The sequence below is a fragment of the Collinsella sp. AM40-7AC genome (assembly GCF_003468125.1).
GTDB classification, from domain to species: domain Bacteria; phylum Actinomycetota; class Coriobacteriia; order Coriobacteriales; family Coriobacteriaceae; genus Collinsella; species Collinsella aerofaciens_O.
On sequence record NZ_QSGK01000002.1, the window covers coordinates 226,992 to 253,284 of the forward strand.

The 26,293-nt window shown below is 60.4% G+C and carries 24 protein-coding genes and 1 tRNA gene; 6 read left to right on the forward strand and 19 right to left on the reverse strand.

Annotation, left to right across the window (positions count from 1 at the left end):
• Positions 1 to 73 precede the first annotated feature (73 nt).
• Positions 74 to 1,150: a phenylalanine--tRNA ligase subunit alpha gene (pheS, locus tag DW892_RS02735; RefSeq protein ID WP_055250566.1), complete on the reverse strand. Its 1,077-nt coding sequence runs from the start codon at positions 1,148 to 1,150 to the stop codon at positions 74 to 76.
• A 504-nt stretch (positions 1,151 to 1,654) separates the two neighbouring features.
• On the opposite strand from pheS, the gene DW892_RS02740 reads away from it, so the two are divergent.
• Complete coding sequence (locus DW892_RS02740) at positions 1,655 to 3,229, forward strand: carboxypeptidase M32 (RefSeq protein ID WP_117583829.1); 1,575 nt, start codon at positions 1,655 to 1,657, stop codon at positions 3,227 to 3,229.
• A gap of 205 nt (positions 3,230 to 3,434) precedes the next feature.
• Here the strand turns inward: DW892_RS02740 and glmM are convergent, their stop codons facing one another.
• The 11 genes from glmM to DW892_RS02795 form a co-directional block, all read right to left on the reverse strand.
• Positions 3,435 to 4,766, reverse strand: coding sequence for a phosphoglucosamine mutase (gene glmM / locus DW892_RS02745; protein WP_117765486.1), 1,332 nt, complete (start codon positions 4,764 to 4,766; stop codon positions 3,435 to 3,437).
• Positions 4,767 to 4,849: 83 nt separating this feature from the next.
• A complete protein-coding gene (locus DW892_RS02750; RefSeq protein ID WP_117765488.1) occupies positions 4,850 to 7,162 on the reverse strand; it encodes a DUF4012 domain-containing protein in 2,313 nt (770 codons plus the stop codon).
• A 149-nt stretch (positions 7,163 to 7,311) separates the two neighbouring features.
• Positions 7,312 to 8,334, reverse strand: a complete 1,023-nt coding sequence (locus DW892_RS02755; RefSeq protein ID WP_187364967.1) for a DMT family transporter — start codon at positions 8,332 to 8,334, stop codon at positions 7,312 to 7,314.
• Positions 8,335 to 8,459: 125 nt separating this feature from the next.
• Positions 8,460 to 9,164: a signal peptidase I gene (locus tag DW892_RS02760; RefSeq protein WP_117765490.1), complete on the reverse strand. Its 705-nt coding sequence runs from the start codon at positions 9,162 to 9,164 to the stop codon at positions 8,460 to 8,462.
• Positions 9,164 to 11,224 (reverse strand): DUF2357 domain-containing protein, encoded by a 2,061-nt coding sequence (locus DW892_RS02765; protein ID WP_117765492.1) that lies wholly within the window; start codon positions 11,222 to 11,224, stop codon positions 9,164 to 9,166. The genes DW892_RS02760 and DW892_RS02765 overlap by 1 nt, the downstream gene beginning before the upstream one ends.
• 69 nt (positions 11,225 to 11,293) lie before the next feature.
• Complete coding sequence (locus tag DW892_RS02770) at positions 11,294 to 12,994, reverse strand: hypothetical protein (RefSeq protein WP_117765494.1); 1,701 nt, start codon at positions 12,992 to 12,994, stop codon at positions 11,294 to 11,296.
• Positions 12,987 to 13,736, reverse strand: coding sequence for a signal peptidase I (locus tag DW892_RS02775; RefSeq protein ID WP_117765496.1), 750 nt, complete (start codon positions 13,734 to 13,736; stop codon positions 12,987 to 12,989). Before DW892_RS02775 ends, DW892_RS02770 begins: the two co-directional genes overlap by 8 nt.
• A 60-nt stretch (positions 13,737 to 13,796) precedes the next feature.
• On the reverse strand, positions 13,797 to 14,600 hold the full coding sequence (locus DW892_RS02780; RefSeq protein ID WP_117765498.1) for a hypothetical protein: 804 nt from the start codon (positions 14,598 to 14,600) through the stop codon (positions 13,797 to 13,799).
• 2 nt (positions 14,601 to 14,602) lie between these two features.
• A complete protein-coding gene (locus tag DW892_RS02785; protein WP_117765500.1) occupies positions 14,603 to 15,583 on the reverse strand; it encodes a hypothetical protein in 981 nt (326 codons plus the stop codon).
• Between the two features lie 13 nt (positions 15,584 to 15,596).
• Positions 15,597 to 16,433: a hypothetical protein gene (locus DW892_RS02790; protein WP_117765502.1), complete on the reverse strand. Its 837-nt coding sequence runs from the start codon at positions 16,431 to 16,433 to the stop codon at positions 15,597 to 15,599.
• Positions 16,434 to 16,444: 11 nt separating this feature from the next.
• Positions 16,445 to 17,329 (reverse strand): hypothetical protein, encoded by an 885-nt coding sequence (locus DW892_RS02795; protein ID WP_117765504.1) that lies wholly within the window; start codon positions 17,327 to 17,329, stop codon positions 16,445 to 16,447.
• Between the two features lie 230 nt (positions 17,330 to 17,559).
• Between DW892_RS02795 and DW892_RS02800 the strand changes: the two genes are divergently transcribed.
• Positions 17,560 to 17,634: transfer RNA gene (locus DW892_RS02800), tRNA-Val, on the forward strand.
• A gap of 60 nt (positions 17,635 to 17,694) precedes the next feature.
• Positions 17,695 to 18,036, forward strand: a complete 342-nt coding sequence (locus tag DW892_RS02805; RefSeq protein WP_117765506.1) for an ATP-binding protein — start codon at positions 17,695 to 17,697, stop codon at positions 18,034 to 18,036.
• Positions 18,037 to 18,265: 229 nt separating this feature from the next.
• Here the strand turns inward: DW892_RS02805 and DW892_RS10385 are convergent, their stop codons facing one another.
• Positions 18,266 to 18,415, reverse strand: a complete 150-nt coding sequence (locus DW892_RS10385) for a hypothetical protein (protein ID WP_158559600.1) — start codon at positions 18,413 to 18,415, stop codon at positions 18,266 to 18,268.
• 224 nt (positions 18,416 to 18,639) lie between these two features.
• On the opposite strand from DW892_RS10385, the gene DW892_RS02810 reads away from it, so the two are divergent.
• Positions 18,640 to 19,698, forward strand: coding sequence for a DUF262 domain-containing protein (locus tag DW892_RS02810; RefSeq protein WP_117765508.1), 1,059 nt, complete (start codon positions 18,640 to 18,642; stop codon positions 19,696 to 19,698).
• Between the two features lie 5 nt (positions 19,699 to 19,703).
• Positions 19,704 to 20,510: an MAE_28990/MAE_18760 family HEPN-like nuclease gene (locus tag DW892_RS02815; protein ID WP_117765510.1), complete on the forward strand. Its 807-nt coding sequence runs from the start codon at positions 19,704 to 19,706 to the stop codon at positions 20,508 to 20,510.
• On the opposite strand, the gene DW892_RS02820 is transcribed toward DW892_RS02815, so the two are convergent.
• The 3 genes from DW892_RS02820 to DW892_RS02830 form a co-directional block, all read right to left on the reverse strand.
• Entirely contained in the window at positions 20,507 to 21,583 is a 1,077-nt protein-coding gene (locus DW892_RS02820) for a DNA cytosine methyltransferase (RefSeq protein ID WP_117765512.1), read from the reverse strand. The genes DW892_RS02815 and DW892_RS02820 overlap by 4 nt on opposite strands.
• A 285-nt stretch (positions 21,584 to 21,868) precedes the next feature.
• On the reverse strand, positions 21,869 to 22,117 hold the full coding sequence (locus DW892_RS02825; protein ID WP_117765514.1) for a PriCT-2 domain-containing protein: 249 nt from the start codon (positions 22,115 to 22,117) through the stop codon (positions 21,869 to 21,871).
• 162 nt (positions 22,118 to 22,279) lie between these two features.
• The gene (locus tag DW892_RS02830) at positions 22,280 to 22,525 is read right to left on the reverse strand and encodes a helix-turn-helix domain-containing protein (protein ID WP_147336052.1); all 246 of its coding nucleotides are present in this window, start codon (positions 22,523 to 22,525) and stop codon (positions 22,280 to 22,282) included.
• A 321-nt stretch (positions 22,526 to 22,846) separates the two neighbouring features.
• Here DW892_RS02830 and DW892_RS02835 point away from each other — a divergent pair, with 321 nt between their 5' ends.
• Positions 22,847 to 23,545, forward strand: a complete 699-nt coding sequence (locus DW892_RS02835; protein ID WP_117765518.1) for a DUF5710 domain-containing protein — start codon at positions 22,847 to 22,849, stop codon at positions 23,543 to 23,545.
• Between the two features lie 550 nt (positions 23,546 to 24,095).
• Here the strand turns inward: DW892_RS02835 and DW892_RS02840 are convergent.
• The 3 genes from DW892_RS02840 to DW892_RS02845 form a co-directional block, all read right to left on the reverse strand.
• Complete coding sequence (locus DW892_RS02840; RefSeq protein WP_158567010.1) at positions 24,096 to 24,746, reverse strand: HNH endonuclease; 651 nt, start codon at positions 24,744 to 24,746, stop codon at positions 24,096 to 24,098.
• A gap of 8 nt (positions 24,747 to 24,754) precedes the next feature.
• Positions 24,755 to 25,177: a hypothetical protein gene (locus DW892_RS10285; RefSeq protein ID WP_147349835.1), complete on the reverse strand. Its 423-nt coding sequence runs from the start codon at positions 25,175 to 25,177 to the stop codon at positions 24,755 to 24,757.
• A 150-nt stretch (positions 25,178 to 25,327) separates the two neighbouring features.
• Positions 25,328 to 26,272, reverse strand: a complete 945-nt coding sequence (locus DW892_RS02845; RefSeq protein WP_147349836.1) for a hypothetical protein — start codon at positions 26,270 to 26,272, stop codon at positions 25,328 to 25,330.
• Positions 26,273 to 26,293 lie beyond the last annotated feature (21 nt).

A 26,293-nucleotide genomic window follows, 5' to 3' on the forward strand; every position in this document is an offset into this window, starting at 1 on the left:
AGAGGAGTGCCGCGTACTTTGGTACGCAAGCGACGAATGAGCGCCGAGGTGCCGTGCTTGGGCAAGCCGCAGCCTAGAACTGATTCAAGAAACGCATATCGCCTGTCATGAGCGTTCTGAGGTCGGGCAGGTCGTAGCGCAGGGCCGCGACGCGCTCGGCGCCAATGCCAAAGGCGAAGCCGGTGTACTTCTCGGGGTCGATGCCGCAGTTGATGAGGACGTTGGGGTCGACCATGCCGCAGCCCAGGATCTCGATCCAGCCGCTGTGCTTGCAGAAGTTGCAGCCCTTACCGCCGCACACGTGGCAGCTCACGTCCACCTCGCAGGAAGGCTCGGTGAAGGGGAAGAAGTGCGGGCGGTAGCGCGTCTTGCGGTCCTCGCCAAACATGCACTTAACAAAGTAGTCGAGCGTGCCCTTCAGGTCGCCGAAGGTGATGCCCTCGTCGACGACCAGGCCCTCGATCTGGTTGAACTGCGGCAGGTGGCAGGCATCGGCCGTGTCGGGACGGTAGACGGTGCCCGGGCAGATCATGTAGATGGGCGGCTTCTGCGACTCCATAGTGTGGATCTGCACGCCCGAAGTCTGGGTGCGCAGCAGCACGTCGGACTCGCCGTGGGCGTGAGCCTCGGGGTGCGCGACGCTGCCGGGGTTGTTGTCGACCACGTAGAAGGTATCGCGGGCCGAGCGGCTCGGGTGATCCATGGGAGCGTTGAGCGCGGTGAAGTTGTAGTAAGAGGTGTCGACCATGGGGCCGGACTCGACGGTGTAGCCGATGCCGCAGAAGATGTCCTCGGCCTCCTCGATGATTTGCTTGATCAGGTGCTGGTGGCCGATCTGCGGACGGATGCCCGGCAGCGTGATGTCGACGGCGTCGTGCTCGAGTGCGCGCTTGAGGGCGGCGGCCTTCATCTCGGTGTTTCGCTCGTCGAGCATGCCCTCGATCAGCTGGCGCATCTCGTTGGCGCGCTTGCCCATCACGGGACGATCCTCGGGGGCGAGCTTGCCCATCATGCGCATCAAGCCGGTGATACGACCCTTGCGACCGAGCAGCTCAACACGCGCAGCCTCGAGCTTGGCGGCGTCATCGGCGCCTGCGACGAGCTCCTTGGCCTCTTCCTCGAGTTTGACCAGATCATCAATCAGACTCATGTCTTCCCTTTCGTCTCTCGCGCATCCACTTGCCGCGGCGGCTGGAGCCACCCGGAGCTGCGGATGTGCGGCCCGGTTCGGTAACAAAAAAACCGCCCTCGGGCATGTGCATTGCCCAAGGACGGTTGAATTCCGCGGTACCACCTTGTTTGACCCGGCGGATGTCTGGCCCGCCGCGCCCACTCTGTGCCCCTTGTCGCGAGGCTCACGGCTTCCCTACTGGGGCTTCGCCGCCGCTGGCCGCGTGCCCGTTGAGGTCGCTGCTCGGGAGTGAACGCTTGGCCCTTGTCACCGCAGGAAGGCTCGCAGCCCATGACCTTCCCTCTCTTGCCGGCGACGCGGCGGGCAAAACCCTCTCCGTCAACGCATTGGGCTATAGGATAACACATTCTGCGTGTGCATCGCCGCGTTCCGTTTTGTTCGCACTGGGTACAAGGCAGGTAGCTGTGCAAACTGGCCGCGCGCCCACCCGAAGCGCTCGGCTCACGAGATCAAGGATATGGTATGGGAAAGAAACTCGATAAGAAGGCCGAGCCTGCAGCGGGCAAGACATCCAAAGGCATGAAGGTCGATAAGGCCGTCAAAAAATTCCGCAAGCTCGAAGGCAAGCTGTGGACTCGTGAGTACCTGCTCAAGATTGCCGAGTTTGACGGCGCGACCATTGCCCCCGCCAACGGCGCAGCAGCGCGTGCCGACGCCATGGGCACGCTTGCCGGCGAGCATCACAAGCTGCTGACCAGCGAGAAGTCCGTTGAGCTCGTACGCTCGTTAGCGCGCGAGACCGTCGCCGGCGGCAAAATCGACGACCCTCAGCTGCTCGACGAGATCCGTGTGCTCGGCCGCGATCAACGTGAGGCCAGTGCCATCCCCACCGAAGAAGCCGAGGCCTGGACCAGGCTCACCTGCGAGGCGGACGCCGTGTGGCGCAAGGCCAAGGCAGCCAACGACTGGGCGAGCTTTGAGACCTATGTGGATAGAATCGTCGCCCAACTTAAGCATCAGGCCGAGCTCATGGACCCCAAGCGCGATCCATACGACGTTTGGCTCGACCAGTACGAGCGCGGCCTTTCCGCCAAGAGCTTCGACGCGTTTTGCGACGAGGTCAAGGCCACGGTCGTGCCGCTCGTGCACGCCATCGGCGAGCGCGGCCAGCAGCCGGCTGCCGACTTTTTGCACGCCCACGTGCCCGAGGCTGCCCAGCGCGCCATGAGCTTCGACCTTATGAAGCTTGTCGGCCTGGACCTGGACGACACCACGCTTGCCTTTACCGAGCATCCGTTTAGCGAGGGCTTTGCCGTGGGTGATGCGCGCATCGCGACGCACATCTACGAGGACGACTGCATCTCCAACGTCTACAGCATCATCCACGAGGCGGGGCACACCATGTACGAGCTGGGCGTCAATCCCGCCTACGCGCGCACCTGCCTGGAGGGCGGCACCTCCATGGGCATCCACGAGAGCCAGAGCCGCTTTTTCGAGAACACCGTGGGTCGCAGCCGCGCCTTTATGGGCCCGCTGCTCGAGGTGCTGCGTCGTCACGCGCCCGAGGTCTACGGCGACGTCGACGAAGACACGCTCTACCGCGCCGTGAACATCGCGCAGCCGTCGTTGATCCGCACCGAGGCCGACGAGCTCACCTATCCGCTGCATATTATGGTGCGCTACCAGATTGAGCGTATGCTGTTTGCCGGCGAGGCTGCGGCCAAGGACATCCCCGCGCTTTGGAACCGCTTTATGGACGAGTACCTGGGCATTCCCGTTCCCGACGACACGCACGGCTGCCTGCAGGATACGCATTGGAGCGGCGGTTCGTTTGGCTACTTCCCCACGTATGCGCTGGGTAGCGCCTACGATGCCATGTTTGTGCCGGCCATGTGCCGCGACGGCGTCGACCTTACCGGTGCCTGCGCGAGCGGCGATCTGGCGCCCGTCCGCGCCTGGCTGGGCGAGCACATTTGGCAGTGGGGCCGCGCCAAAGACGCGCCGGAACTCATCAAGGGCGCCTGCGGCATGGCCTTTGACGCCCGCTACTACTGCAGCTACCTGCAGGACAAGTTCACCACACTGTACGAGCTGTAAGGATTGACCAGCACGCCATCGCCAACGCCAACTATGTTGACGCCAATGTCTTGGCAACGTCAGCGAAAACGACCCTAAGCGAGCAAGGTGACGTGAAATGAAAGGGCGCTGACCTTCTGGTCGCGCCCTTGAAATTGAACGTCAGATTGCCGCTTAGGGGCGTTTGCAGCGTCGAGCAGTTACGCGGTTTGGTAAAACCGCGTAACTACAGAGCCTCGAACGCGTTGGCAATGCGCTTCATGGCGGCATCGGCGGATGCTTGGTCGGGTGCCTCGGCCAGCACGCGGATAACCGACTCGGTTCCACTCTTGCGTACGAGCACGCGGCCCTCGCCTGCCAGCGCAGCCTCGGCCTCGGCGATGGCGTTCTGCACGCCCATGTTCTCGAGCGCGGCGTCCTTGTCCGCCACGCGCACGGCCACCTGCGCCTGCGGCAGCAGCTTGCACGGAGCCGTGAGCTGCGAGAGCGTCTCGCGCTCGGCACGAATCACTTCCATCACGCGCAGCGAGGTCATAATGCCGTCGCCCGTGCGCTCGATATCGCCAAAGATCGTATGGCCCGTCTGCTCGCCGCCTAGGCTGTAACCGCCCTCGCGCATCTTGGCATACACGTGACGGTCGCCCACACCGCTGGTCACGGCACTTAGGCCGGCAAGCTCCAACGACTTGATCAGGCCAAAGTTGCTGGCAATCGTCGGAACCACGGTACCGCCCGAAAGGCGACCGTGCTTGTTCAGGTACACGCCGCACACGTACAGGATCTGGTCGCCATCGACCACGCGCCCGCGCTCGTCCACGGCCAGGCAGCGGTCGGCATCGCCGTCATAGGCAAAGCCCACGTCCAGGCCCTGCTCCACCACGTGGCGCTGCAGACGCTCCATATGCGTGGAGCCGCAGTCGACGTTGATGTTAAAACCATCGGGCGCGGCATTGATCACGCGCACGTCGGCGCCCAGCGCGTCGAACACCGGCTTGGCCACCGAGGACGCCGAGCCGTTGGCGCAGTCGATGCCGATCTTGACGCCCTGCAGCGAATAGTTCGCGCTGGCGATGAGCGAGGCAATGTAGCGGTTGCGGCCCTGCATGTAGTCCACCGTGGCGCCGATGTGGTTGCCCGTGGCCAGCGGCACCTCGCTCTTGCCATCGACGCAGTCCTCGATGAGCTCCAGTACGTCCTCGTCCATCTTAAAACCGTCGCTATTGACGAGCTTAATGCCGTTATCGCAAAACGGGTTGTGGCTCGCGCTGATCATGATGCCGCAATCGAAGCAGCCTTCCACGGTCTGATGCGCTACGCCCGGCGTGGGGATCACGTGCAGCATATAGGCGTCCGCACCGCTCGCGACCAGGCCACTCACCAGCGCCGCCTCGAACATATAACTCGAGCGACGCGTGTCCTTACCCACGATGACGCGCGCCTTGCGCTCGCGGTTGGCGCCGTAATACCAGCCCACAAAACGGCCAATCCTATAAGCGTGCTCTACCGTCAGCCCAACGTTAGCCTCACCGCGAAAGCCGTCGGTGCCAAAGTACTTCATGCGCTCTCCTTACAAAATAGGGGCGAACAGATTGCCTGTCCGCCCCAAAATGGTACTCGATTATCTGCGCTACCAGAAAAACCCTACGCCGACGCGCTGTCGCGAGCCGCCTGGCATGTAGGAGTCTGACGCAGCGTAAGCGGCTTGTCCCCCGCCTCGGCTGACGTGGTCAGCGTATATGTGATCGTCGTCGTCTCGCCAGCATGCAGGTCAACGGTGCCCGAATAGAAGGGGATTCCATGCCACGTAGCGGCGCCAAGACCAAACTGGGTGCCCTCGACGGTCAGGCCAGTAATGTTGCCGCCCGTCGGGGCAAACAACGAGACATTCAGACGTTCGTCGTCGCGCGCGGCATCAGGCGCGCTCGCCGCGACGTAGTCGGGCAGCTTGCCGGCCTCCTCCTGCGTCATGATGTTCGTCAGGGTAACGGTGATGCGATACGAGCATGTGCCGTCACCGTTCTTGATGCCCTGGCCAATCTGCGTATCGGCATTCAGGTACCAGTCGAGCTTGGAGAAGCTCAGGTTGTTAAAGTAGACACCAGCAACGGGATCTTCACTCGGGTCATCCGGATCGGGCAGCGAGGCGTCGATGTTCATCTCCTTGATAGCGTTCTGCTCGTCATCGTTTTTCATCCACGCGATCAGGCGGCCCTCTTCGGCACCGCGCTCAACGGCGCTGACAAGCTTCGTAACATCGACATCGCCGATACCGCCAAGGATCTTGTCGAAGGCGGCGCTGGCAACAGCCGCAAAGATACCGTCCGACTCCTCGACCGGATAGTTCCAGTACACATCGTGCATGAGGACCTTTGCGGCGTTGGTGCCGTCGACAACCGTTCCGTCGGGCAGCGACACGTTACCGACCAGGCCCAGCAGATACTGCAGGAACACCGGGTCGATACCCACGACGCCGTCAACGTCCTGGCCATATTGAGATTTCCACAGGGCTGCGACACGCTGCGAGTTGCGGGGCCAATCAGGCGAATAGGTATTGCCCGAGTTGTACAGGTTACTGTGGTTGCCGAACAGCGCCTCATCCTCTTCGTCGACGCTCTCGACTGCCTCATCCTCGCTGAGTCCAATGCGGGGAACAAACTCGCCAATCGACATCTGGCCGTCGGTGACCGAAATCAGGCCCTGCGAACCGCCAAAGCCGCCGCAGGCACGAATCTCGACGTTGTTCATGGCGTACACAAGGTAGTTGCGCGTCTGGCCGTTGGCGCCGAGCATCTGGGGAAGGACGGGGGCGACCTTCTCCGCCGCGTCAACCGCGCCGTTGAGGGTGGCAAAGCCGTCCTTGGCCTTATCGACCAGCTCGGTCACCTGGGAAATATGAGTATCGCCAATGCCCTGGACCTTCTCGTTGGCGCTCTTGAACACCTTTGAGCTATCGGAAAGCGAATCGGCAACGGCCTGCAGCGCGGACACGTTAATCATGCCGTCCTGAAACAACTTGCCGGGCGTGGCCTGCGAAAGGTTGTCGGCCATGGGAACCAGCGCGTTGCTCGAGACATCGGACAGGGCGTCGATCATGGTGCGGGCCGCATTGATGTCGCCGCCATACACCGGAATAAACGAAGCCGCCGTCCACAGCGGGCTCGAGGTCTCCGCCTTCATGCTGTCGCAGAGCTCATCGATCTTCTTCGCGTCGTCAGGCAGCGTCGAAAAATCGCCCGACGTGACCTTGTCCTTAAGGCCACCGACGATCTCGACAGCCTCCTTCGCTTCGCTCTTTACGGTCTTTGCCGAGTTAAGCAGCATAAAGCCGCTTGCGCCAAGCGCAACGAGAAGCACCGCGACCACAGCGGCAACAATGGCGCCGGTGTGACGCTTTTTGCGCTCGCCCTTGCGATGGCGATGACGGACCAGACCGTCAGAGGTCGAACTCGACGAAGCGTCGCTACCGTAGTTCAAGCCAAAATCGTAATAATCTTCCTTGGAACCCGAGCCCGCAAACTCGGCACCGCTATCATCCAGGCGGGCGAACGTGCCAGTCTCGGAGGCACCGGTGTAAATCGTACCAAGGTTACCCGTAAGCCCCGCGCCACCGGCAGAGGGAGTATTGTTGGCGGCCTTGCCGGCATTAACGTTGCCGGCGGCATTTGCGGCGTTGGCAGCACCTGCGTTGTTCGCAGGTACCGAAGGAGCCCCGCTCGGCTGCGACGCGGAGGTTGCACCGCCCGCAAAGACATTCCCTCTTGCACGGCCGGTCTTTTTTGCCTTTTGAGACTGCTCGTACAGAGCGGTAAACATCGCCGTCTCGCCCGGGGACACGCGCTTACCGGAACCGCCCTGTCCAGCGCCGCCCGGCGTGCCGGCCTTACCAGCCCCGTTCGGACGCGGCGGAACTGCAGGACGGCCGCTATCGCTGCCCTTAAAGTGATTACCAGCCATAAAGAAATCCTCGCAATTGAGTCGCAATGAAAAAGTCCATAACGTTACTAGTTTATGGCATTTTGAGCATCGACAGCTAAACTCCAGACACGGACATCAATTGGCGAAAATGCGGCACAACACCTTTTCCGTCCTGGCGGCGGCGCCAGCTACACCGTCAAAAACACCATCGCGATAATCATGGCAAAGCCCGCCAGGTCGGTGGGCAAAAACACCGTTCCCAGCATAAGGGCGCTGGTGATGGTGGCCGAAACCGGCTCCATGGTTCCAAGAAGGCTCGCGCGCACCGAGCCAATCTCCTTAACGCCCTGCATGTAGAACATATAGGCAAAGAACGATCCGACCACGATGAACACCGCGAGCGCGACGACGCCCGAGGGCTCGAGCGCCGGTACGTGGGCCCACGGCTGGGTAAAGATGCTCATCACGATTCCCGCCGAAAGCATGGCCGAGCCCGTGACGACCGGGCTACCGTATTTGTTGAGGATTCCGGCAGGGATGATTGCTATGCAGGCACCGCCCACTGCGCACAAAAGGCCCGCGAGCAGGCCCATTGGCGAGATACTGAGCGTACTAGGGTCGCCGCCCGTGGCAATTAAAAACGTTCCGCCTAAGGCGAGCAAAATGCCAAGCGCCTCGCGCGTGCGCGGCAGTCGATGCGCGGTGACGCAGGCATACCCCATGACGACCACCAACTGCAGACACTGAAAGACGGTCGCGGTGCCCGCGTTGGTCAGGCGCACGGCTGACAGATAGCAAAGCTGGTTGAACAGCAGGCCAAAAATCGTAAATAGGATGAGCTGCTTGCGGTCGGCGGGGGTGGTCCACAGTTTAACCAAGCGGTCGCGATCCTTTTTGAGCACGACGAGCATAAAGAGCAGGCCAGCACAAACCTGGCGCACGCTCATGAGCCAAAACGTCTCGATATGGCAAACATGGAAGAGGTAGCTGGCACAGGTGCCAGAAAAGCCCCAGAACGTTCCGCCGGCAGCCGCGGCGAGCACACCCAAGGCCATCTTGCGCGTCTGGGCGTCGTTGAGGCGGTCGCGCCATGCACGGCGGGTGCTGCGGCTCAGCTCGTCAGTCCCCTCGGGCACGACAAAATTGGACGCCGCCGTCATCGGCACCGAAGCCTTTTCGCATGCACGCTGCGCCGAGCGCTCCTGTTCCATTCCGCTCCCCCGAAATCAATTGGCAACAAAGCGCTCAAACTGTAGCACGAATATTGGTATGAAAAAGCGGATGATTCGGAACATCTATAGGCGTCCAAATTGCAGGGACGAAAGGCACAGACGCACTATGCCGAGCGGTTGGAATCGTCGAGGGCACCGGGGTCGGCTTTCGCACTCCCCTCAGCATGCCCACCGTCGCCCTGCTCCTTGTCGCTGTCCTGGCCTTCCTGCTCGCGACGGCGCTTTTCGCGAATCTGCTCCACGGCAGCACGCAGGGCGGCCTCGTCCTCGGCACGCGCCACCTCTTGCGTGGCTTTAACCATATGGCGAATCTCGAGCACCAGCAGCACAGTCAACGGCACCACGATAAACGGAAAGAACAGCAGCGGGTTGGTGAGCAGCGACACCACCACGCCCAGGCCTGCCGAGACAAAGACCACGCGGCCCACCACATCGGCGGCGGGCACGGGCGCGGCGTCCTCGACCGGATTGGCATCGCCCTTAGTGTGATAGACCAGCGAGCCGTCGGACGCGGCCTCCACGGATACGATACGGTGCGTGTTGAGCGAACCCTCCAGCGCGTCATCGGACGAATGGAAGGTGATGATATCGCCCGCCTGGTAGACCTGGCTGTTGTCGGTATCGACGACGATAAACGAATGCACGGGAATCGCCGGCTCCATCGAGCCGGTCAGCGTACGCATAAAGCCGTAGCCCATGATGGTGGGGATCTCGCCGGCGGGCGTGAACACCGTGCGCAGCAACACCACAAAGGCGACCAGGATCACCACGGTCGCCAGCACGTTGATCACGCGGAGCACGTGCTTCATCACTTGTCGGCGTCCTTTGCGGAAGTCTCGGGGTCGGCAGCGACCTCGGCCTCGGTGGCATCCGTCGCAGAAGCGCCATCCTCGTCAGGCGCGGCGGCCACGCCCTCGGCAGCCTCGCCGCGCAGGCGGGCCAGCAGATAGCGCGACAGGCTGTTGCCCTCGGCGCGGCGCTCGGCACGCTCGCGATTGCGCTCGGCCTGCTCCAGTTCTTGCGCCAGTGCATCCAGGCGCTGCTGCATCTCCGCGCGAGCGGCTTCGACCTCGCGCTCGCAAGCGGTGCGAACGGCAGCGACCTCCTGCTCGATGCGCTCCCCGGCCTCGAGCCCGGCGGCGGCAATGCGCGCATCGGCATCGGCACGAGCTTCCTCGGCGGCACGCGCGGCGGCGTCGCGCTCGGCGGCAGCGGTGGCGACCTTTTCGTTGGCATCCACCGCAGCCCGCTCAACAGCAGAGTCGGCGGCGGCGCGGGCGGCATCGATCGCGGCATCGGCGGCCTGCTGAGCAGCGGAGACCTTCGCCTCGGCCGCGGCAACGGTGTCGGCGAGCTTCTGCTCCACTACAGCAGCGGCGGCATCGGCCGCCTCCTGCGCGGCGCGGGCATCGCGCTCGGCCGTCAGCTGTACTTCCTCGACCTGCAGCTTGGCGGCAGCAATCTTGGCATCGGCATCGGCGCGAGCGGCCGTGACCTCGGCATCGGCCTCGGCGCGCATCTGCGCCAGCTGCGCTGCCGCGGTCTCACGCGCCTCGACAGCGTCGGCCTCGGCAGCTTTCTTGCCCGCCTCGACATCCTCCAGCGAAGCGCGCAGCTCCTCAACATCAGCCTCGGCCATCTGAGCGCGCTGCGTCAACGCCAGCTCGCGCGTCTTTGCCTCGTCCAGCTCGTCGGCCAGGTCGTCGCGCTCGTCGGTCAGCGCATGGGCCTGAACCTTCCAAGACTTAAGCTGCCCCTGCAGCTCCTCGATCTGCTCGCGCGCCTCGGCCAGCGCCTGCTCGGCATCGAGCTGGGCCTGCGTGACCTCCTCCACAAACACGCGACGGACCTCGACATCGGGCAGGTCGGGGCTATCGACCTGCACCTCCTGAATCTCCTTAATAAACTTGGGCGCCACCGGCGCGTGTTGCACGCTCTCGAGCTCCTGCAGGTTGCGCTCGTCGTCGGTCAGGCTCTTAAAGACGGTGTAGTTGTTAATGAGGTTGGTGTACATCTGCACCATGTACTCGTCATCGAACGCCAGCGCCTGCTGCTGCACGTCGATGTTGTAGCCCACCTTGTCGTAGCGTTCCATAAACAGCCACAGCTGGTAACACTTGCGGTAGTTGGGATCCTTCATGATGAGGTTGGTGCGCTGGATGGGGCTGCGGACCGCGCTGCAGCCGTTCATGATCTGGCAGAACGACGCGCCACGCAGCGCCATGACCAGGCGGCGCACGCGGTCGATGCGCATAAAGACGTCCATGTTGTCGGCGTCGTTCTCGGCAAAGCTCTGGCGGTTCTTGACCGTCATCTCGACGTTGTACTCGATCTCTTCGTACGCATCGTCGATCTTGCTGTGCATCTTAAAGCGGTTGCGGATCTCGTTGCCCGTCGACCAGAAGATCACGTCGGTACGCTTGTCCACAAACGTCAGCAGGCGCTGAATCAGGTGGTAGATAAAGCGGTTCTCATACAGGTCATACGTCTCGACGGTATTGACGTTGAGGATGCGCGTAGGGTGGACACTGCCGTCCTCGCTCGGCGCCAGGAACTGCGTGTTCTGGCTCAGGTGACGGACACTGTCGGCGCTGATCTTTTTGGCGAGCGAGACCGGCACCACCTCTTCCTCGGTGGTGATGAAGCGGCGCGGCTTTTCGATAATGGTGTTGATGGCGTCGAGCGAGTCCTCGATCATGCTGATCCATTCCTCGTCCACCACCTTGACGAGCTCCTCGCGCTGCTGCTCGATCGTAGTGCCCGAGGCCTGCGCCATCTCAAACAGATAGCGGAAGTAGCGGCTGTCCTCCTGGATGGGCTCCATCTGCTCGGAGAAGCTGGTATAGAGGTCGTGAATGGTCTCGGACATGGGTTACTCCATAGATTGGATCGATCGGAAAGGGGCGGGGCGGCATCACGCCGCCCCGCACTTATAGCATTAGTAGAAGTTCTGGATCCGCTGCAGGTACATGACGGAATCGGGCAGTCCGCCCTCGCCAAAGGTCTTCTCGATGTACTCGATTAGGCCCTTCATCTCGTCGCGCACAAAGCTCACGTTCATGGACTCAAACTTCTTGAGCACCTTGCGGGCGATGATGTAGTCCATGCCGCCCAGCTCGGTGCCGCCGCACGCCACGTACACGGGGATAAAGTCGTACATCTGCTTGATGATACGGTTACCAAAGGCCAGCTTAAAGCGAGTCTGCAGGTACTGGTCCAGCTTGTGCATCTTCTGGAGCAGCTCGTCGTCGATCACGTACTCAACCTTGGCCTTCTGGAACAGATACTGCAGGTGGTCGGCCGTCACGTGCACGCGCTCGTGCGGCTCGCACTCAAACGCGTCGGCACGCTCGTTGAGCTCGATGGGGATCGCGCGGTCGTACACCTTGTCCGTGATGGTAAAGGTGGAGTCGTCGTTGTTGGCCGTGCCGATGAACCACAGGCTGTCGGGGATGGTGAGCTTGCCGTCGTGCAGGCCCTTGGGGTCGGCGGCCCACTGGGTGGGCACCAGGTCGAGCACCCACTCGTCGTGGCTGGGCATCTCGAGCACCGATAGGATCTCGGCAAAGTAGTACTCCACGCGGGCGAGGTTCATCTCGTCGAGCACGATCATGGACGGGTCCTGGCGAAGGCCCGCCTCGTACACGGCACGGAGGAACTCGGTCTCGTTAAAGCGCTTGGAAAACTCGTTAAAGTAGCCGAGTACCTCGGTGCGGTCGCGAAAGCTCGGCTGCACCGACACGATGGTCGCGGGGTTGTCCAGGTAGCGGCTAAAGCTGTAGGGCAGCGACGTCTTACCGGTACCCGAGATGCCCTCCAGGATCAGCAGCTTGGAGGCGGCCATGCCGGCCACAAAGCGGCGGATGATTTCGGGCGTGTAGTAGAGCTTCATCTGGCTGCACGCAAACGCGCGGAAGCTGTCGACAAAGTCCTCCAGAGAGATGGCATCGTCGTAGACCGGCGTTTCCCAGTCGCGGTACTTAAGGTCCACCAGGGACAGCTTGGGGAAGCGGTTGGCCTGGGCGATTTCTTTTTCCTCGGCAAGGGTCTTGGCCTCGACGGTGGCCTTGGCCATGGCGGCCGCGGCGTCCTTGACGCCCGCGCCATCGAGCGCGAGCGACGCGTTGCCCGACATGACGGCCGTCGCCGGTGCGCCCTCGCCCGCAGGCGCACCGGCGCCCGCAGCGGCGCCCACCACGTTGCCCACCGTGGGCAGGTGGTCGTCGGCAAGAGCCGAGGCACCCACGTACGGAATCTGCTTGGTACCGCCCATGGCATTGACCTTGAGCGCCAGCAGCTTGTTCTTCTCGTCCATGAGGTCGAGTACCTGCTTGTTCAGGCGGCCGATCTCGCGATAGAGCGCCTTGTTGGACGTGTCGTCGCGATGCAGGCGGCGGTTGATACGGTAGCGGTAGACCAGGATGGCCACGATCAGCACGGGGACCGCGATGAGCATGGCAAACAGAATGACCGCGCCGATCTTGCCCACCAGGTCAAACGTGGTGAAGTAGGTCATAAAGATGTTGAAGTACTCAACCCAGCCAAACACCAGCAGGTTAAGGATGGAGCTCACAACGGCAACGACGTTGTAGACAACCTTTGCCAGCAGCTCCCAGGCAAATCCCAGAAACTCACTCACCGTCGGTATCCTCCTGCTTGGTCGCGTTCATCGCCGCCTCGGCCTCGGCCTTCAGACGACGGGCTTCCTCGAGCTTGGCCTCGGCCTGGGCGAGCTGCTCGGCGGCGTTATCGGCGGCAACGGTGGCGGTGTCACCCTTGCCCTCGGCATCCACGATGGCAGCCGCGGCGGCCAGGCGGTCTTCCTCGGCCATAGCGCGCTTAAGGTTCATGCCCACCACGATAAGGTGATACACCTGGTAGATAAAGAACAGCAGCATGGGCAGGACAATCACGATGAGGAAGCCCATAGAGCTGGACAGGAAGTCCATGACCTTGCCCATCTGCGGCAACGCGAACAGGTACTTACCAACGATGTCTCCGTCGCTGATGATGTGCGTATCGGCCACGTCGTTGTTATCGCCCTTGGTGGTAAAGCTGCGCATGCCGTTGACCTCGTCGATGGCGGCGATGCGGTGCGTGTTGAGCGCGTACTCGTTGTCGATGATGGTGTGGAACGTCACGATGTCGCCCACCTCGAGCTTAGAGGTGTCGCACTTTTGGATGACGATGAGGTCGCCCTTGTTAAACGTGGGCGCCATGGAGTCGGACTGCACGGCGAGCGGGGTGAAGCCGGCGATGTCCGAGACACTGCCGTCCTCGCGCGTGGCGAGCGTGGTGAACGCGTACAGGGCCGCTACCAGGATGATGATCCACATGACGACGCTCAGTGCGATGGATGCGGCTTTTTTAACAGATTGCATGATGTCCCTTACTACCGTGTCTGACTAGGTCGTGCGCGGCCCGGTGGCCGCCGTGCGTATCTACTGTTCCTCGATGCCCTCAAAGCGCATCGAAACCGAATAGTTAGCTCCCTTTAGCATATTAGTGCAATTTGGGTCCGTCCCCTCGAGCCATATGCGAACGGTCACCGGCTTGTCCGTTTCTTTTATCAGGTCGAACATATCGCTGGCCGAGGTTGCCGTACCCGAATCGAGTCCAAAGACCGTGACAGAACCCGATGAGCCGCCACCCCCGTTGGGGTTGTAGACCCAGGTGTGGCCGTCGGCGGTAAAGCTCATGCGCATGGCGCTGGCCATGCCCTGCGTTTCGGAGCTAAACCGCGTGCCGGATGCGCCGTTGTCGCCGTCCTGGCCGGTCAGGCGCACGCGCAGGTCCGTGCTGCTCATAAAGTGCAGCGTAAACTCCAGGTAGGCGCCGGCGGCGGGATCGGCGGTGGAACCATCCTCGAAGGTAAAGGTCTGGTAGTCGCTCGTGGTGACGGGTTTGAGCTTGGATGCGTCGATGTCCACGCCCTTTTCGCTGGCGATGCGCGCCGAGATCTGGTCGAAGCCCAGGCTGTGGACGTATTCGTCGAAGGTGGCATGCTCGTCCAGGTCAAAGCGCAGCGAACCGTCAGCGTTGGCGTCGATCATGAGCATGCGGGTTTTGGCGCTATCGGCGATGGAGAACCAGGCAAAGGTTGCCATGGCTATCGCCACCAGGGCAAACAGGACCAGCACCACGGTGGTGGTGAGCTTGCGGCGCAGATCGGTGTCGGCGGGCACGGCGGCGTTGGGCTTGCCGGTGGCGGGCGTGCAGTTGGCGGCGGGTTGCTTACGCGCCATGGCTACTCACCGTCCAAGGTCGCAAAGAGGGCCAGGTGCAGGGTGCCTGGATCCTGATAGAGATAGTCGGCGCTATCGGGGTCGGCTCCCTCGATGTAGTAATAGATGTCCAGGCGATAGGTCTGGCCCAGCGCCAGCGTGGCGAGCGAGTTTTGCGGGCGCTCGGCCGTCTCGCCGGCGTCCAGGGTAAAAGCGGCCGGGTCCTGCGTCACGTTGGCACCGCAAGCGAGCTGGCCGTTTTGCCAGCCCAGCAGCATGCCATCGGCGTAGCCCGCCAGGCCCGCAGGCGCGGTCGTGGGATGCTCGCCGCGATGGCCGCTGTCGGAACTGTCGAGCTCAAAGATGTTGGTGGCAAGCACCTGGCTGCCGCTCGAGATCTTGATGCCCACGCGGGCCGCGCGCAGCAGCTCGGCGTCGGCACCCTGCGGAACCAGCGATTCGGCCAGATACAGGCTCACCTTGCCCTTAACCTTGCTGGCGCCCGTGCCCGTAATGGTGGGACGCAGGTCAATCCAGCCGTGATAGTAGGTGGAGCCGTTGTCTTTTGCCTGCTCAAACACCGTGGCATCGCCGGCTGAGTTGTTTTGCGCGCAGGCCGCAAAGCCGTTGAGGTCAAAGGTCGAGACCGGGTAGAGCGTCGCGACCCCGCTCGCGGTGGAGGCCAGAGATGCATCGCCTTGCTGCGACCAGCTGCCGGCATCGGCGTCGCCCAGCTCCAATACCAGCTTGGACGTGTCGCTGTGCACGCTCACCGAGTTGGTGTTGACCTTCATGTTGCTGGTGAACCAGGCATAGGTTGCGGCACTCAGCGTGGCGGCGAGTGCCACCATGACGAGCACGATGTAGGCACGCGCGCGACGGGCGTGACGGCGGGCGGCGGAGTCCAAACCCACAGCGCGCTCGGCGGCAGCGGCGGGTACGGTCCCCGGGGTTGCGCCCGCGGACTCGCTGGCGCCTACCTGCATGTGCTTATTCTTGTGCATTTAGCTCGCCCCCTTATGCCTTGGCTGCGGCAAAGGCAAGCTGCAGCACCACATCGCGGGCCTGAGCCTCGTCGATGCAATTGGCGTCGCAGCCTTCCATGTACACAACGTAGCGAACGCTTGCCACTTCGTTGGCGGCTAGCGTACAGACGGGCGTGGCGCCTGCGCGCGCCGCGGGCGTGTCGCCGGTGCCGTCCATGCTGTAGGCGCTTATGGCGCGCGCGGGATCGGCGGTGTAGGCCCAGCCCGAGGCGCCAGCTGCCACGACCACGCCGTCTTGCGCGGTGGTGCGCCTACTGGTGGCGCCCGCGGTATTGCCCAGATCGTCGCAGGTAAAGATATGCGTTTGCGTGCCCGACTGGGTTGCAATTACCAGGCCCAGGCGCAGCGCGGCCAGCAACTGCGGATCGCTCGTCACGCCCATCTGGCCCTGATACAGGTACACGTTGAGTGCGCTATCGCTGCCCTTAAGGTACAGCGTGCCCGAAAGGGCGTAGTCGTCCAGCTGCGCGGTGCAGTCGGCGTAGTCGGTCGTGATGCCCGCGGCGTTTTGGAACGTGCCGCGCCAAAAGCGGGAAAGGTCTGCCGTCGAGATGGGATAGAGTGTCTTGTCGGCAGCGGCAAGCGTTGCCGTCGTGTCCCAGGGTCCGTTGGCCGAAAGGCCAATCTGCAGGTCGGAGCTCTCGTCGCTTACCGTGTGCGCCACGGGCGTCACGTTGGTGAAGCGCGAGTTGCTAAACCAGGCGTAGGTGGCGGCGCTCAAGGCGGTTACCAGCACCAACATCCATGCGGCCGCGGCAACCATGCGACGGCGCGAGCTCAGGATGTCTTTGATGTTCGACGCACTCATGTCCAGCCCCCTTACGAACGCTTGCCGGCAAAGCGCAACGCCAGCGATTGCAGGCTGGTGGCGGCCAGGTTGTTGGTGCAATCGGGGTCGCAGCCTTCCAGCCACACGTATACATCCACACGCACGGGCGTGCTACGGTTGGCGCCCTTGGCAGCGGCGGGCAGGCTGCAGATCTTGGTCGTGGCCTCCTTGAGGCTCACGATGCCGGTGTCTTCGTTGTAGTCGCAGAAATTTGCGCTGGTCAGCTGGTCAAAATGAACTGTTGTTCCATCGGAGCGGGTGCTGTCGAGCACCAGGTGATTCTGCTCGTTCTCGCCGGCATCCTTGCCGTCGAGCGTGTTGTAGCGCGCCTGGGGATTGCGCTCGCCCGAGACCTCAAAGACGTACTGGCCCGTAACGGTGTCGCCCTGCCCCGGAGCATAGGTAACCAGGCCCACGCGCAGGGCGGTGGAGATGGGGTTTGCCGGGTCCTGCTCGGTAAAGTCGATGCCCGACAGGTACACGTCGGTCGCGGCCGAATTGGTAGCCAGGTACAGGGAGGTCTTGTAGTAGTCGGAGTGCTCAGCGGCGCCAAACATGCTGGCAAAGAGCGAGTCCTGGGTGGTTCCGCCGGTAAAGCCCGTTACCTTTTGGAAGCCGTTGAGCACGTTGTCGGTCGAGACGGGATCGAGCAGGCCCGAAAAGCTCAGGCCGGCGTTGGTCTTGTACTCGCCGTCGTATTCGTTGGAGATAAGGAAGGTCACGCCCGTGCCGGCGGCCATCTTGACGTCGGTGATATGGCGGTTGGCGTTGTAGATGTACCAGGCATACGTTACGGCTCCGGCAGCAGCAAGGGCCACCAGCAACGTGGCGAGCATGCGATTGAACTGTTTTCGCAGCGAGCGCGCGTCCGACATGCCCCTCCCCCATTTGCCGCGTTGTAAACTGCCTGGGCACGACTTGCCCATAATGAAACCATTTTACGCGAACGTGCAGTTCATCGGGGGTACAAACGCGACTTTCCGCGTGCTGTTCGCGCTGCATCGGGGCGGATAGGGTCGCAAATCGGCGCTTTTTAAAAAATAGTTCTTGCCACTGGGTGGGAGCTCCGTTATATTATTCCCTGCGCACTCGCGCACCCTTGATCGGGCGTTTAGCTCAGGGGGAGAGCGCTTCCCTGACACGGAAGAGGTCAGAAGTTCAAATCTTCTAACGCCCACCAAATGTTCAACCGGTCTAGTTGCGGAAATGCGGTAGACCGGTTTCTTGTATATAGTGCTGTATCCCAAATGTATCCCAAAAGGCGGCGCGCGAGCACTCGCTGGAGGCGGCGATGAGGGACATCGCCAGAAACGACCTGGTCATCCTGGACGAGTTCGGCTACGTGCCGCTGGACCTCGACAGCGCGAGGCTGCTGTTCCAGGGGGTGTCGGACTGCTACGAGAGGCACAGCCTGGTCATCACCACAAACATTGAGTTCAGTAAGTGGGGCACGGTCCTGGGGGACGACAAGATGGCGGCGGCGATGATCGACCGCATCGTCCACCACGGCCGCCTGGTCGAGTTCACCGGCGCGAGTCACCGTATGGAGGCGACGCTCATGCTCGGCAAGGCGGTGGGATAGGTTAACGCGGCGTGTTTGCCAAAGTGCTCAATTTGGTCGCGCCACAATGTTCAGTTTGTCGTCGACACAAACAGCGGCTCCCGCGTTTGGCAGCCCCGTGGTCCCAGCGGGCGCGGGGGGGACCGAGAAGAGCCAGGGCTCCGCCTCCTTGAGCGCGCCCACGTCGCCCCCGTGTTCGTCGAGAAGGGCACGCGCGGCCTTGACGCTCCGCGCCCCAGCGAGCCTGAGCTCAGTACTCCACGCGCTCGTCGGCTGCTGCGCCCTCCACCGCTTCGATCTCCGAGCGAAGGGCGTCCGCCACCTCTGCCGACCTCGCGTCCTCTTGCCCTTCCGCGAGCTCGACCTTCGCCGCCTCGTCGCCATGAGTCTCACCGTCCATGTATCCTGCTTTCAAATCGCGGCAGGCACAACAAGGCGCCCGCCCAGTTATTCGATACGAGCAGCCTAGACGGGCGTCACAAAGTGGCAGAGGGGCACGACTCTAATGCCAGGCATCTGCTGGTATCATTAGAGTGCAGCATTGGTTATGGGAGAGGACTTCACATCCCACAGCCAGTCAGACCTAAGTTGGCTTCGTCCTGCTATAGATTGAGGTGAAGGCGATTGACTGATCAACAAAGTGAGACGATCGAGATTTCCGAACAGATTCGCGACAAGAAAAAGGATGTGCGATTCAGCACTCGCGAATACGTTGCGGAATACCTCATCAATAAGTTCAATGCTGATGCATTCTACATTCCGCTTGACTATCAACGGAACTTCGTTTGGACGGACGTTGACTGCAGCTACTTTATTGAGTCTGTGCTGATTGGCCTGCCCATTCCCTACATGTTCTTTGCCGATGCTGAAGATGGCAGAACGGAAATCGTTGATGGAGCGCAAAGGATGAACGCCTTGGTGAACTTTGCCAGAGGCGATTTAACCTTGTGCAATCTAGACATCCTTACATCTGTCAACGGAAAGACCTATTCAGAACTTCCCATAGAGGTACAAAGAAGATTCGATAACGCGAGCTTTCGAGTGGTTTACCTTGAGGAAGGGACCACCTTTGACGTCCGACAGGAGATTTTTCGTCGTATCAATTCATCGGGCAAGCAGCTCAAATCGCAAGAAATTCGCCGTGGCTCCATGGGCGGCGATTTTACAAAACTAGTAAGCGAGCTCTCCAAAGATCCGCTCTTTATAAAACTTGCCCCGTTAAGCGAGACGGCCCGCAAACACTACGATGACATGGAACTTGTCACTCGTTTCTTCGCCTATGCAGACGGCTACCCAGATTTCGAGGGTTACAAAGACCGCGTTGCTAGTTACCTGGATGAATACACGAAACGCATGAACATCGAGCTTGCCGAGTCACCTGACAAGCGCAATGAACTCGTCGCTCGCTTCAAAGAAATGTTGGAATACGTTGAGAAGTGCTTGGGAGACAGGGGTTTCAAAAAGACACCGACAGGAAAAACGACTCCTCATGCGCGTTTCGAAGCTATTGCGGTCGGCGTTGCCGTGGCGTTGTCGGAGGACAAGGACCTTTCGCGCAAAGACATGTCTTGGGTTGATTGCGAAGAGTTCCAGACCCTTGTGCGGTCAGACTCGGCAAACGTAAAGGCCAAGTTGAAAGCTCGCATTGATTTCGTTGCCAACAAGCTGAAGGCGGAGCGGTAAACCTTATGGATTCCAATGACTTTAACTTGGGGTACGAAGAGGTCTACAACGACCGCCTTGGTGAGACCAAGAGCATGATTACGCTCGCGACCCTGCTCGATTCGCTTGACCAAGGTGCAGAGGGCGTGCGCTACAATGCTGTAATGCGGGGAGCGTACGAAATCGCTGAAAAGGCAAATCCCAGTGGCCTGCCCTCATCGACACCAGATGTGACCCTCGTTTCCAGTGTCATCCGCTCCAACGTCAAGCTTATGATCTACAACATCATTGAGTACTCAGTCACTAATCTCATGCAGGCGATTTACGACAGAGTAAAGGACGAGGGTTGCGGCTACGCTGAGGTTTCCGAAAAGCTTCAATCGATTTGGCACCATACCCAAATGTATAACGGGTTGAGCGACCCAAAAGCCAGCAATAGTACTGCCGAGTCCATAAGCAAGAGGTTGCTTGATCATGCTGTTAAAAATAACGTACTTCAATTCAGCGTTCGGAACACCATCGCCGGTGGAAATCTAGATGCAGACAAAATCCTCAAGCTCTTTGATGACCACGGAATATCGATTCATGATGATATAGCGAACTGCAAGAGGGATGAGATTAAGAGCGAGCTTAAAGACATCAAGAATCGACGGAATGACCTAGCTCATGGATCAATATCGTTTGCAGAAGCAAGCAATCAGGTGACAACACCGGAGCTTGCGGAGCTAGTCAATCATGTTGACTCATTTTTGATGCAGCTCCGCAAGGATGTTTCGACCTACCTCAACGCCGGTGAATATCGGCGCGGTATGACCGAATCAGAAGAGGGCTAGTGTACGCAAGCGGCAATTATGCTTTTGCCAACCGCTTCGCCGAGCTTTGGTGGCACGGCGTTTCCAATATGCCGTGCCACAGCTTTCTTGCTGATCTTCTCGCCAGGCCTAATGAACTTGTAATCCTGCGGGAAGCTCTGCAAGACGGCACCCTCACGCAAGGTTAGGGCTCGATTTTGCTCTGGATGCCCAAACCGGCCCGTACCGTACATATAGAACTGCGTAGTTATAGTTGGGGACGTCTCGTCCCAAGCCATCCTCCCGTAGACCGCAGGGTACGTTTGGCCAGCAGCCTTTTTATGACAATCAAGCCTCAGGTCCTCAGGCCAATCTCGCCACGTGCCATTAGGCGTCGAAGCCTTAATGCGCTTCAAGTTTAGTTCTGATAGCGCCGACGCCGTTTGCAGAGAGTCCCCCCTGCAAGAGCCGCCAGCGCTCACGGCAGGCAGCGCACCTATTGCCTGCCGAACCGTAACAGCATGAGCGTTATCATTCGTAGGGTCAATCAAGCTGATGGACCCATTTCTAGAAGCTAGCAGAATCAATCGCCGCCTATGCTGGGGCACACCGTACTCCTCAGCCTTTACGACGCTGTATTCCACCGAGTATCCGGACTCCTTAAGCGTGTTCAAGAAACCAGAGAAGATGCTCTCCTTCTCGAGCTCGGGCACGTTCTCCATGGACACGTAATCTGGCTGCACTTCACGTACAAGCCTCCCAAACTGCGCAAGCAACCCCCAGTCCTTGTGCTTCTCGCGATGCTTCTTGTCCTTGCGGTGCTTCGAGAAGGGCTGGCAAGGAGCGCACCCTACCAAGACTTTGATGTCAAAGTCCTTCAGGAGCTCCTTGACTTCCTCCCCGGTGACCTCGGCGATGTTCTTGCAGATGAACTTGTCCTTGCCGTTGTTCGCATCGTAGGCGTACTGGCAAGAGGAATCGAGGTCAAACCCAGCCACCACATCGATGCCAGCGGTGCGTAAACCGTAGGTCAGGCCCCCGACCCCGCAAAACAAATCCACAGCACCAATGGAGGCGCTCTGAGCCTTATCCTCCGTGGAACTATCAACGCTCATCGCAATCACCCCTTCGGCGTCCTAGAATGACCGTATGCGAGCGTCACAAACTCGAAAAGAATTCAACTCGCTAACTTTATAGATTAGCAGCAATCAGGGGGATTGGAGACCTGAGCTTGAAAACGTCACCGAACGGCTGTTTGCTTCTCGTAAACAGCAGAAGTGCAGGTAAAACGCCTTGGCCTCGATTTGCTTGATCGCCTGCTCCAAGTACGGCAATACGGAGAGGTCCTGGCCGCCGGAGGCCGTGCAAAGCGCTCCGCTTGTATGGTCGCCCGTGCTCTTTCAGCCTGCGTTCGCCGCATGCCAGAAGAGCGTGCCCGCCGTGATCCTACCGCCCTCGTCCACATGCTCGAAGAGCTTGCGGGTAACGGCCTCGTCGTACTTCTCGGGGTCGTGGGAGCACCAGCTGAGGAACGTGTCGTGGTCGCCTCCAGCGGCCTCGTAGCTGATGCCGATGTTCTTCCAAGTCTCGTAGTTCTTGGGCGGCTCCATAGAGAGGAACGCCAAGTCGGCCTTCTCCTTATCGTTCATGCTGGCTCACCCCGCAATCGAGCTGCGAGGCGGCGCTCCCCGTGACCGAGCTGTATGATGCAGCCACGACAGGCCCCCGTCCTGTCCACTCGCCGCCGGTGGCCCCACCGCCAAGTATACGGCCACCGGTGTCATTTTCCTTGAATGCTTCCATAGGCATCGCTAGTCCTCAATGCCGAGCATGTCGCAGATTTTCTGCCCGCTGATCGCCCAGGTGCCGCCGATCATCATCGCGGGGAGCGTCCCGTCCGCGCACCACTTCTGGACTTGGCGCAGGCTCCACCCGCCGATCTCGGCCACGTGCTTGGGGGTCTCGCACACCTTCACGTCCGCGCGCCGGATTTGCGAGCAGCCGAGCGGCTCCTTCCCATGCCCTATTCTCGCCTTTGTACCGAGCCATTCAGTCACCGCCCTAACCTCTGAGCTACTAATGACGTGTGATCACGGTTAAGACTGTACAAGAGCGAATTGCCGCGTTTAACTGTGGTTATGTAGTGCAGCAGTGGCAAAACTGCTTGACGGCGCGGGACTTCCATTTTGCTTTGCGACTGCTTGGACGGCCAAATTGCTCATTTGCTGACTTATAGCAATGCCCCAACGGCACCGTCGCGTTTGCAAACAGCCGCGGCCAACAGCAAGAACATCAGCAATTCCGTCGGCATGCATCGGACGTTCGCCGCTGGGGTATCCTTGGAGCACATGCACCGCAAGCCGCACAAAGGAGCCGCCATGCGCACCGAGCTCGATGTTCCCTTTTCGCACAAAGACCAGGCCAAGGCCCTGGGCGCCAAGTGGGACCGGGTCAAGAAGATCTGGTACGTGCCCGGTGGCGTCAACCCCGAGCCCTTTGCCGCGTGGCTGCCCGGCGTGGATCGCTCCGACCCCAGCGCGCCCTACATCTACCTGGTGCTGGGCAAGCGCGAATGCTGGAAGTGTCACGAGCAGACGACGGTCGCGGCCTTTGGCATTCCGTATTGGGCGGCCGAGGACTCGGGCAGCAAGGCTGCGCCCAGCACCGCGCCCACCATGGACGACACGGGGCACATCGCGATCGACACCGCCCGCGCCAACGCCGTGGCCATCGTCCCCGCGCTGGGCTGCGTGCCGGCCGAGATCCGCGACTACCTGCGCGAGCGCTGTGGCTACAAGCCCGTAACGTCGCGCACCACCAAGACCGCATCGCTCGCCAGCACTTGCACCGGCTGCGGCGCGCTGCAAGGCAGCCATTACCTGTTCGAGGAGCCCACGTCGCCGTTTGCACTCACGGCCATCAACAAACTGCCCGCGCTGGAGTTCGTGCGCGTGGAAGTCGCCGGCGTCTTTGGCATCCCCGCCAGCCAGGACAACTTTGACCAGGCGCTCTTCACCTGGGCACGCGATCACCACACCCAGTTTCACAAGACCCTGTGCGAGGGGATTTACCTGTAGGGCAAAACTCGAAAATCGAGTCCAGATATCCTCGGAAATCCAGTGCGAAAATCCTCGGAAATCGAGTATGTGCAGGTAGTTGAGTTGTTGGTGTAACGCAGAAAATGTCGAATCACCGGGTTTGCCCGACTAGATATTCAGTCTTCGAAGCTATGACTCCGGGTCGTCATAGGTAATGGCACATTCGCAGGTTGGGCATTGTTGAGGATAGATTGGAAGGCGCAGGCCTGCTCGAACCCGCTGGTTGGTAGCGTGTTTGTCGCGGACGTCGATGAAGCTGATGTCTAGGCATGGAAGGTCTGCGCCGCAGCGAGGACAGGGCAAGCAGATTTGACTGCAGCTGGCCTCGACGAGCGGAAATAAGCTCCGATCCATCAGGACGCGCGGCAGGTTTCCGTACACGCCTCGCGCGATATCGCTTCGCCATCCCATGGTCTCCCCTTTCCCGTTTTACCTGTTGAGGAAAGGATGGCAGGATCGCGCGACCATTGATGTGGCATGGCGCGATCCGATCAATCGACATGATTGGGTTGAAACGGGCGGCAGCCGACTAATACGGAGCAACGGCCTCCGCATGACGTCGCGATTCCGAGAAATCGAACTCGGCGCGATGGGCCTCGAGGAATCGAGCGTTGGGGCGAAAGCGATGTTCGTCCGGCTCGCGCAATACCGAGCCCGCAAACGTCGCATAATCCGTATGCTGTAGAAGGTACGAACCGCAAAGTTGATAATCGCCGCGTACCAGCTCAAACGAAATCAGATGGGCATCGAACAGCGAATGCAAATCGCGGCGCAGCAGAATACCGTTGCTGGCAGCCTGCGACTTGGGACCCGAGTAGTTCTCGATATGCGCAGCTTCGAGCGCTTCGTCGACATTGCAACCCGAGACGGCGCATCGACCGGCATAAGCTTCAAAGAGCTGCGTGCGGAAACGCTGCTGGCCGATTCGCTCGCGACGCAGCGCATAGCGAACCTTTTCGTCGTCGCTCGCCGGAGCGCCGGAAAACTCTGCCGCGACTGGGGCGTCCTTCATATAGCTCATATCGGGGTAGAAACGCGCATCGGGTCCACCTTTATGGACAGGACCATGCAGTACAAACCAGCTGTTCTCCGGCTCATAGCGCTCAACGAACGCTAGGCCCAGCACCTTGTAGCCAGCACCCGTTACAAAGAACACACCAACGGGAACGCCGCACTCCATGCAGTTGATCATTTTCTAGTTGTAGCGCTGATCGCGCCAGTTTTCGACCGAAGCACTTTACGATGAATACTTGAACACCCACGCGCCGTCCTCAAGATAGAGCGGGGGAACATCGGGGTAGGCGCCGCGCTCGGAATTGTGCACCGAAAGAGCGAAGGTCTTCTCGCGCGGCTGTTTAACGCGCCCGCGACCAGGTCAAAAGATGCCCGAATCGCGCGCACCGGAAAGAGCTCGGAATCAATCGTCAGGCGGAAGGGATATTGAGGGCTATCGGCATTGGTGCGATGAGGGAGCTTGTCCCACAGGCCGCCACGCTGCTCCTCGCGCAAGAACCATTCCCAAGCCTGGACATATTCGGACGGCACAAAGCTGCAAGTGCGGTCATAACTCGGCCGAGCAATCAGCGGAACACCAGAAGCGATGCCGTCCATAAGGAACCTCCAGGAAGAACAGCTCCCCACATTATCGCCGAATTACGTAGGCTCATGTGCAGCCGTTTTGTGCAAAGCCATCGCACAAGAAAGGAGCCGCTTCGAATTTGAACCGGCCCCTATCAGGCGGATTCAGTTAATGGCTTAGCCCTACTTGGAATCAGGCACGATGCCAACCAAGCTTACGGTGACATCAAAGGTCGGAGCAACGGTGTTCTTGTCCCGCTCGGACCAGTTTTGGCAGTCGGAGTCGGTGCCTTCCATCCAGATGACGATCTTCATGTTCGTGCCGTTGTAGCCAACGTTCTTTGCAATGGCTTTCGGATTCGCTCCAGCAGGTTTGGAATAAGAACCGCTCGATCCGGTGGCGGCCCAATCGCCGCCGCTCTGGTCGGTTAGACTCGCGCCGGCAACATGCGCATACGATGGCGCCTGAGTCGCCGTTCCTTCAGCCGCGACGCAGCTCCAACCAATCGTTGAGGAGGCGTCATTGCCATGCTCAGTAGTCGAAGGCTCTACGGGAGCATAAACAACCTTAAGCTCGTCATCAATAACAATGCCGACGCGCAGGCTGCCCTTAATCTTGCTGAACCATTCATTCGTTACGTTGTCGGAGGGCTTGATGGTAACAGGATTCGTGCCGTCTAGATAAACATCCGCGATGCCCGTGTTCGTCACGGTGTAGAGGGTGTAGTCAGCAGCGACATAGGCATAATAAGAATCGGTGCCGCTCGTCAGCGTGTACTTGCCGCCAGCGTCTGTGTTTACCTTCTGGTAGCCAGAGACATCAGTGCCCTGCCAGGACTTGGGAACAAACCAAGACTGCGCATCGTTCGTCGATGAAGGGCTGATTTCGTGACCATTGGAGCTGGCAGTGGTCTGCTTGTCCGAACCGTCATGGTTAACATTTTTACCCTGAGCAATTTGCAGCACCATGCCATTCGCTTGAGCGGAAATGGTGCTCGTAGTTGCGTGGACCCTACTGTTCGTGACAAACCATGCGTAGGTAGTTGCAGAAAGCGCCACCGCCGAGACGACGACGGTCAACGCCGCTCCAACAAGCTGAACCTTAAGCCTCTTTACTGAATCGTGCATACCCGTCGCCTCCCTTCGTTA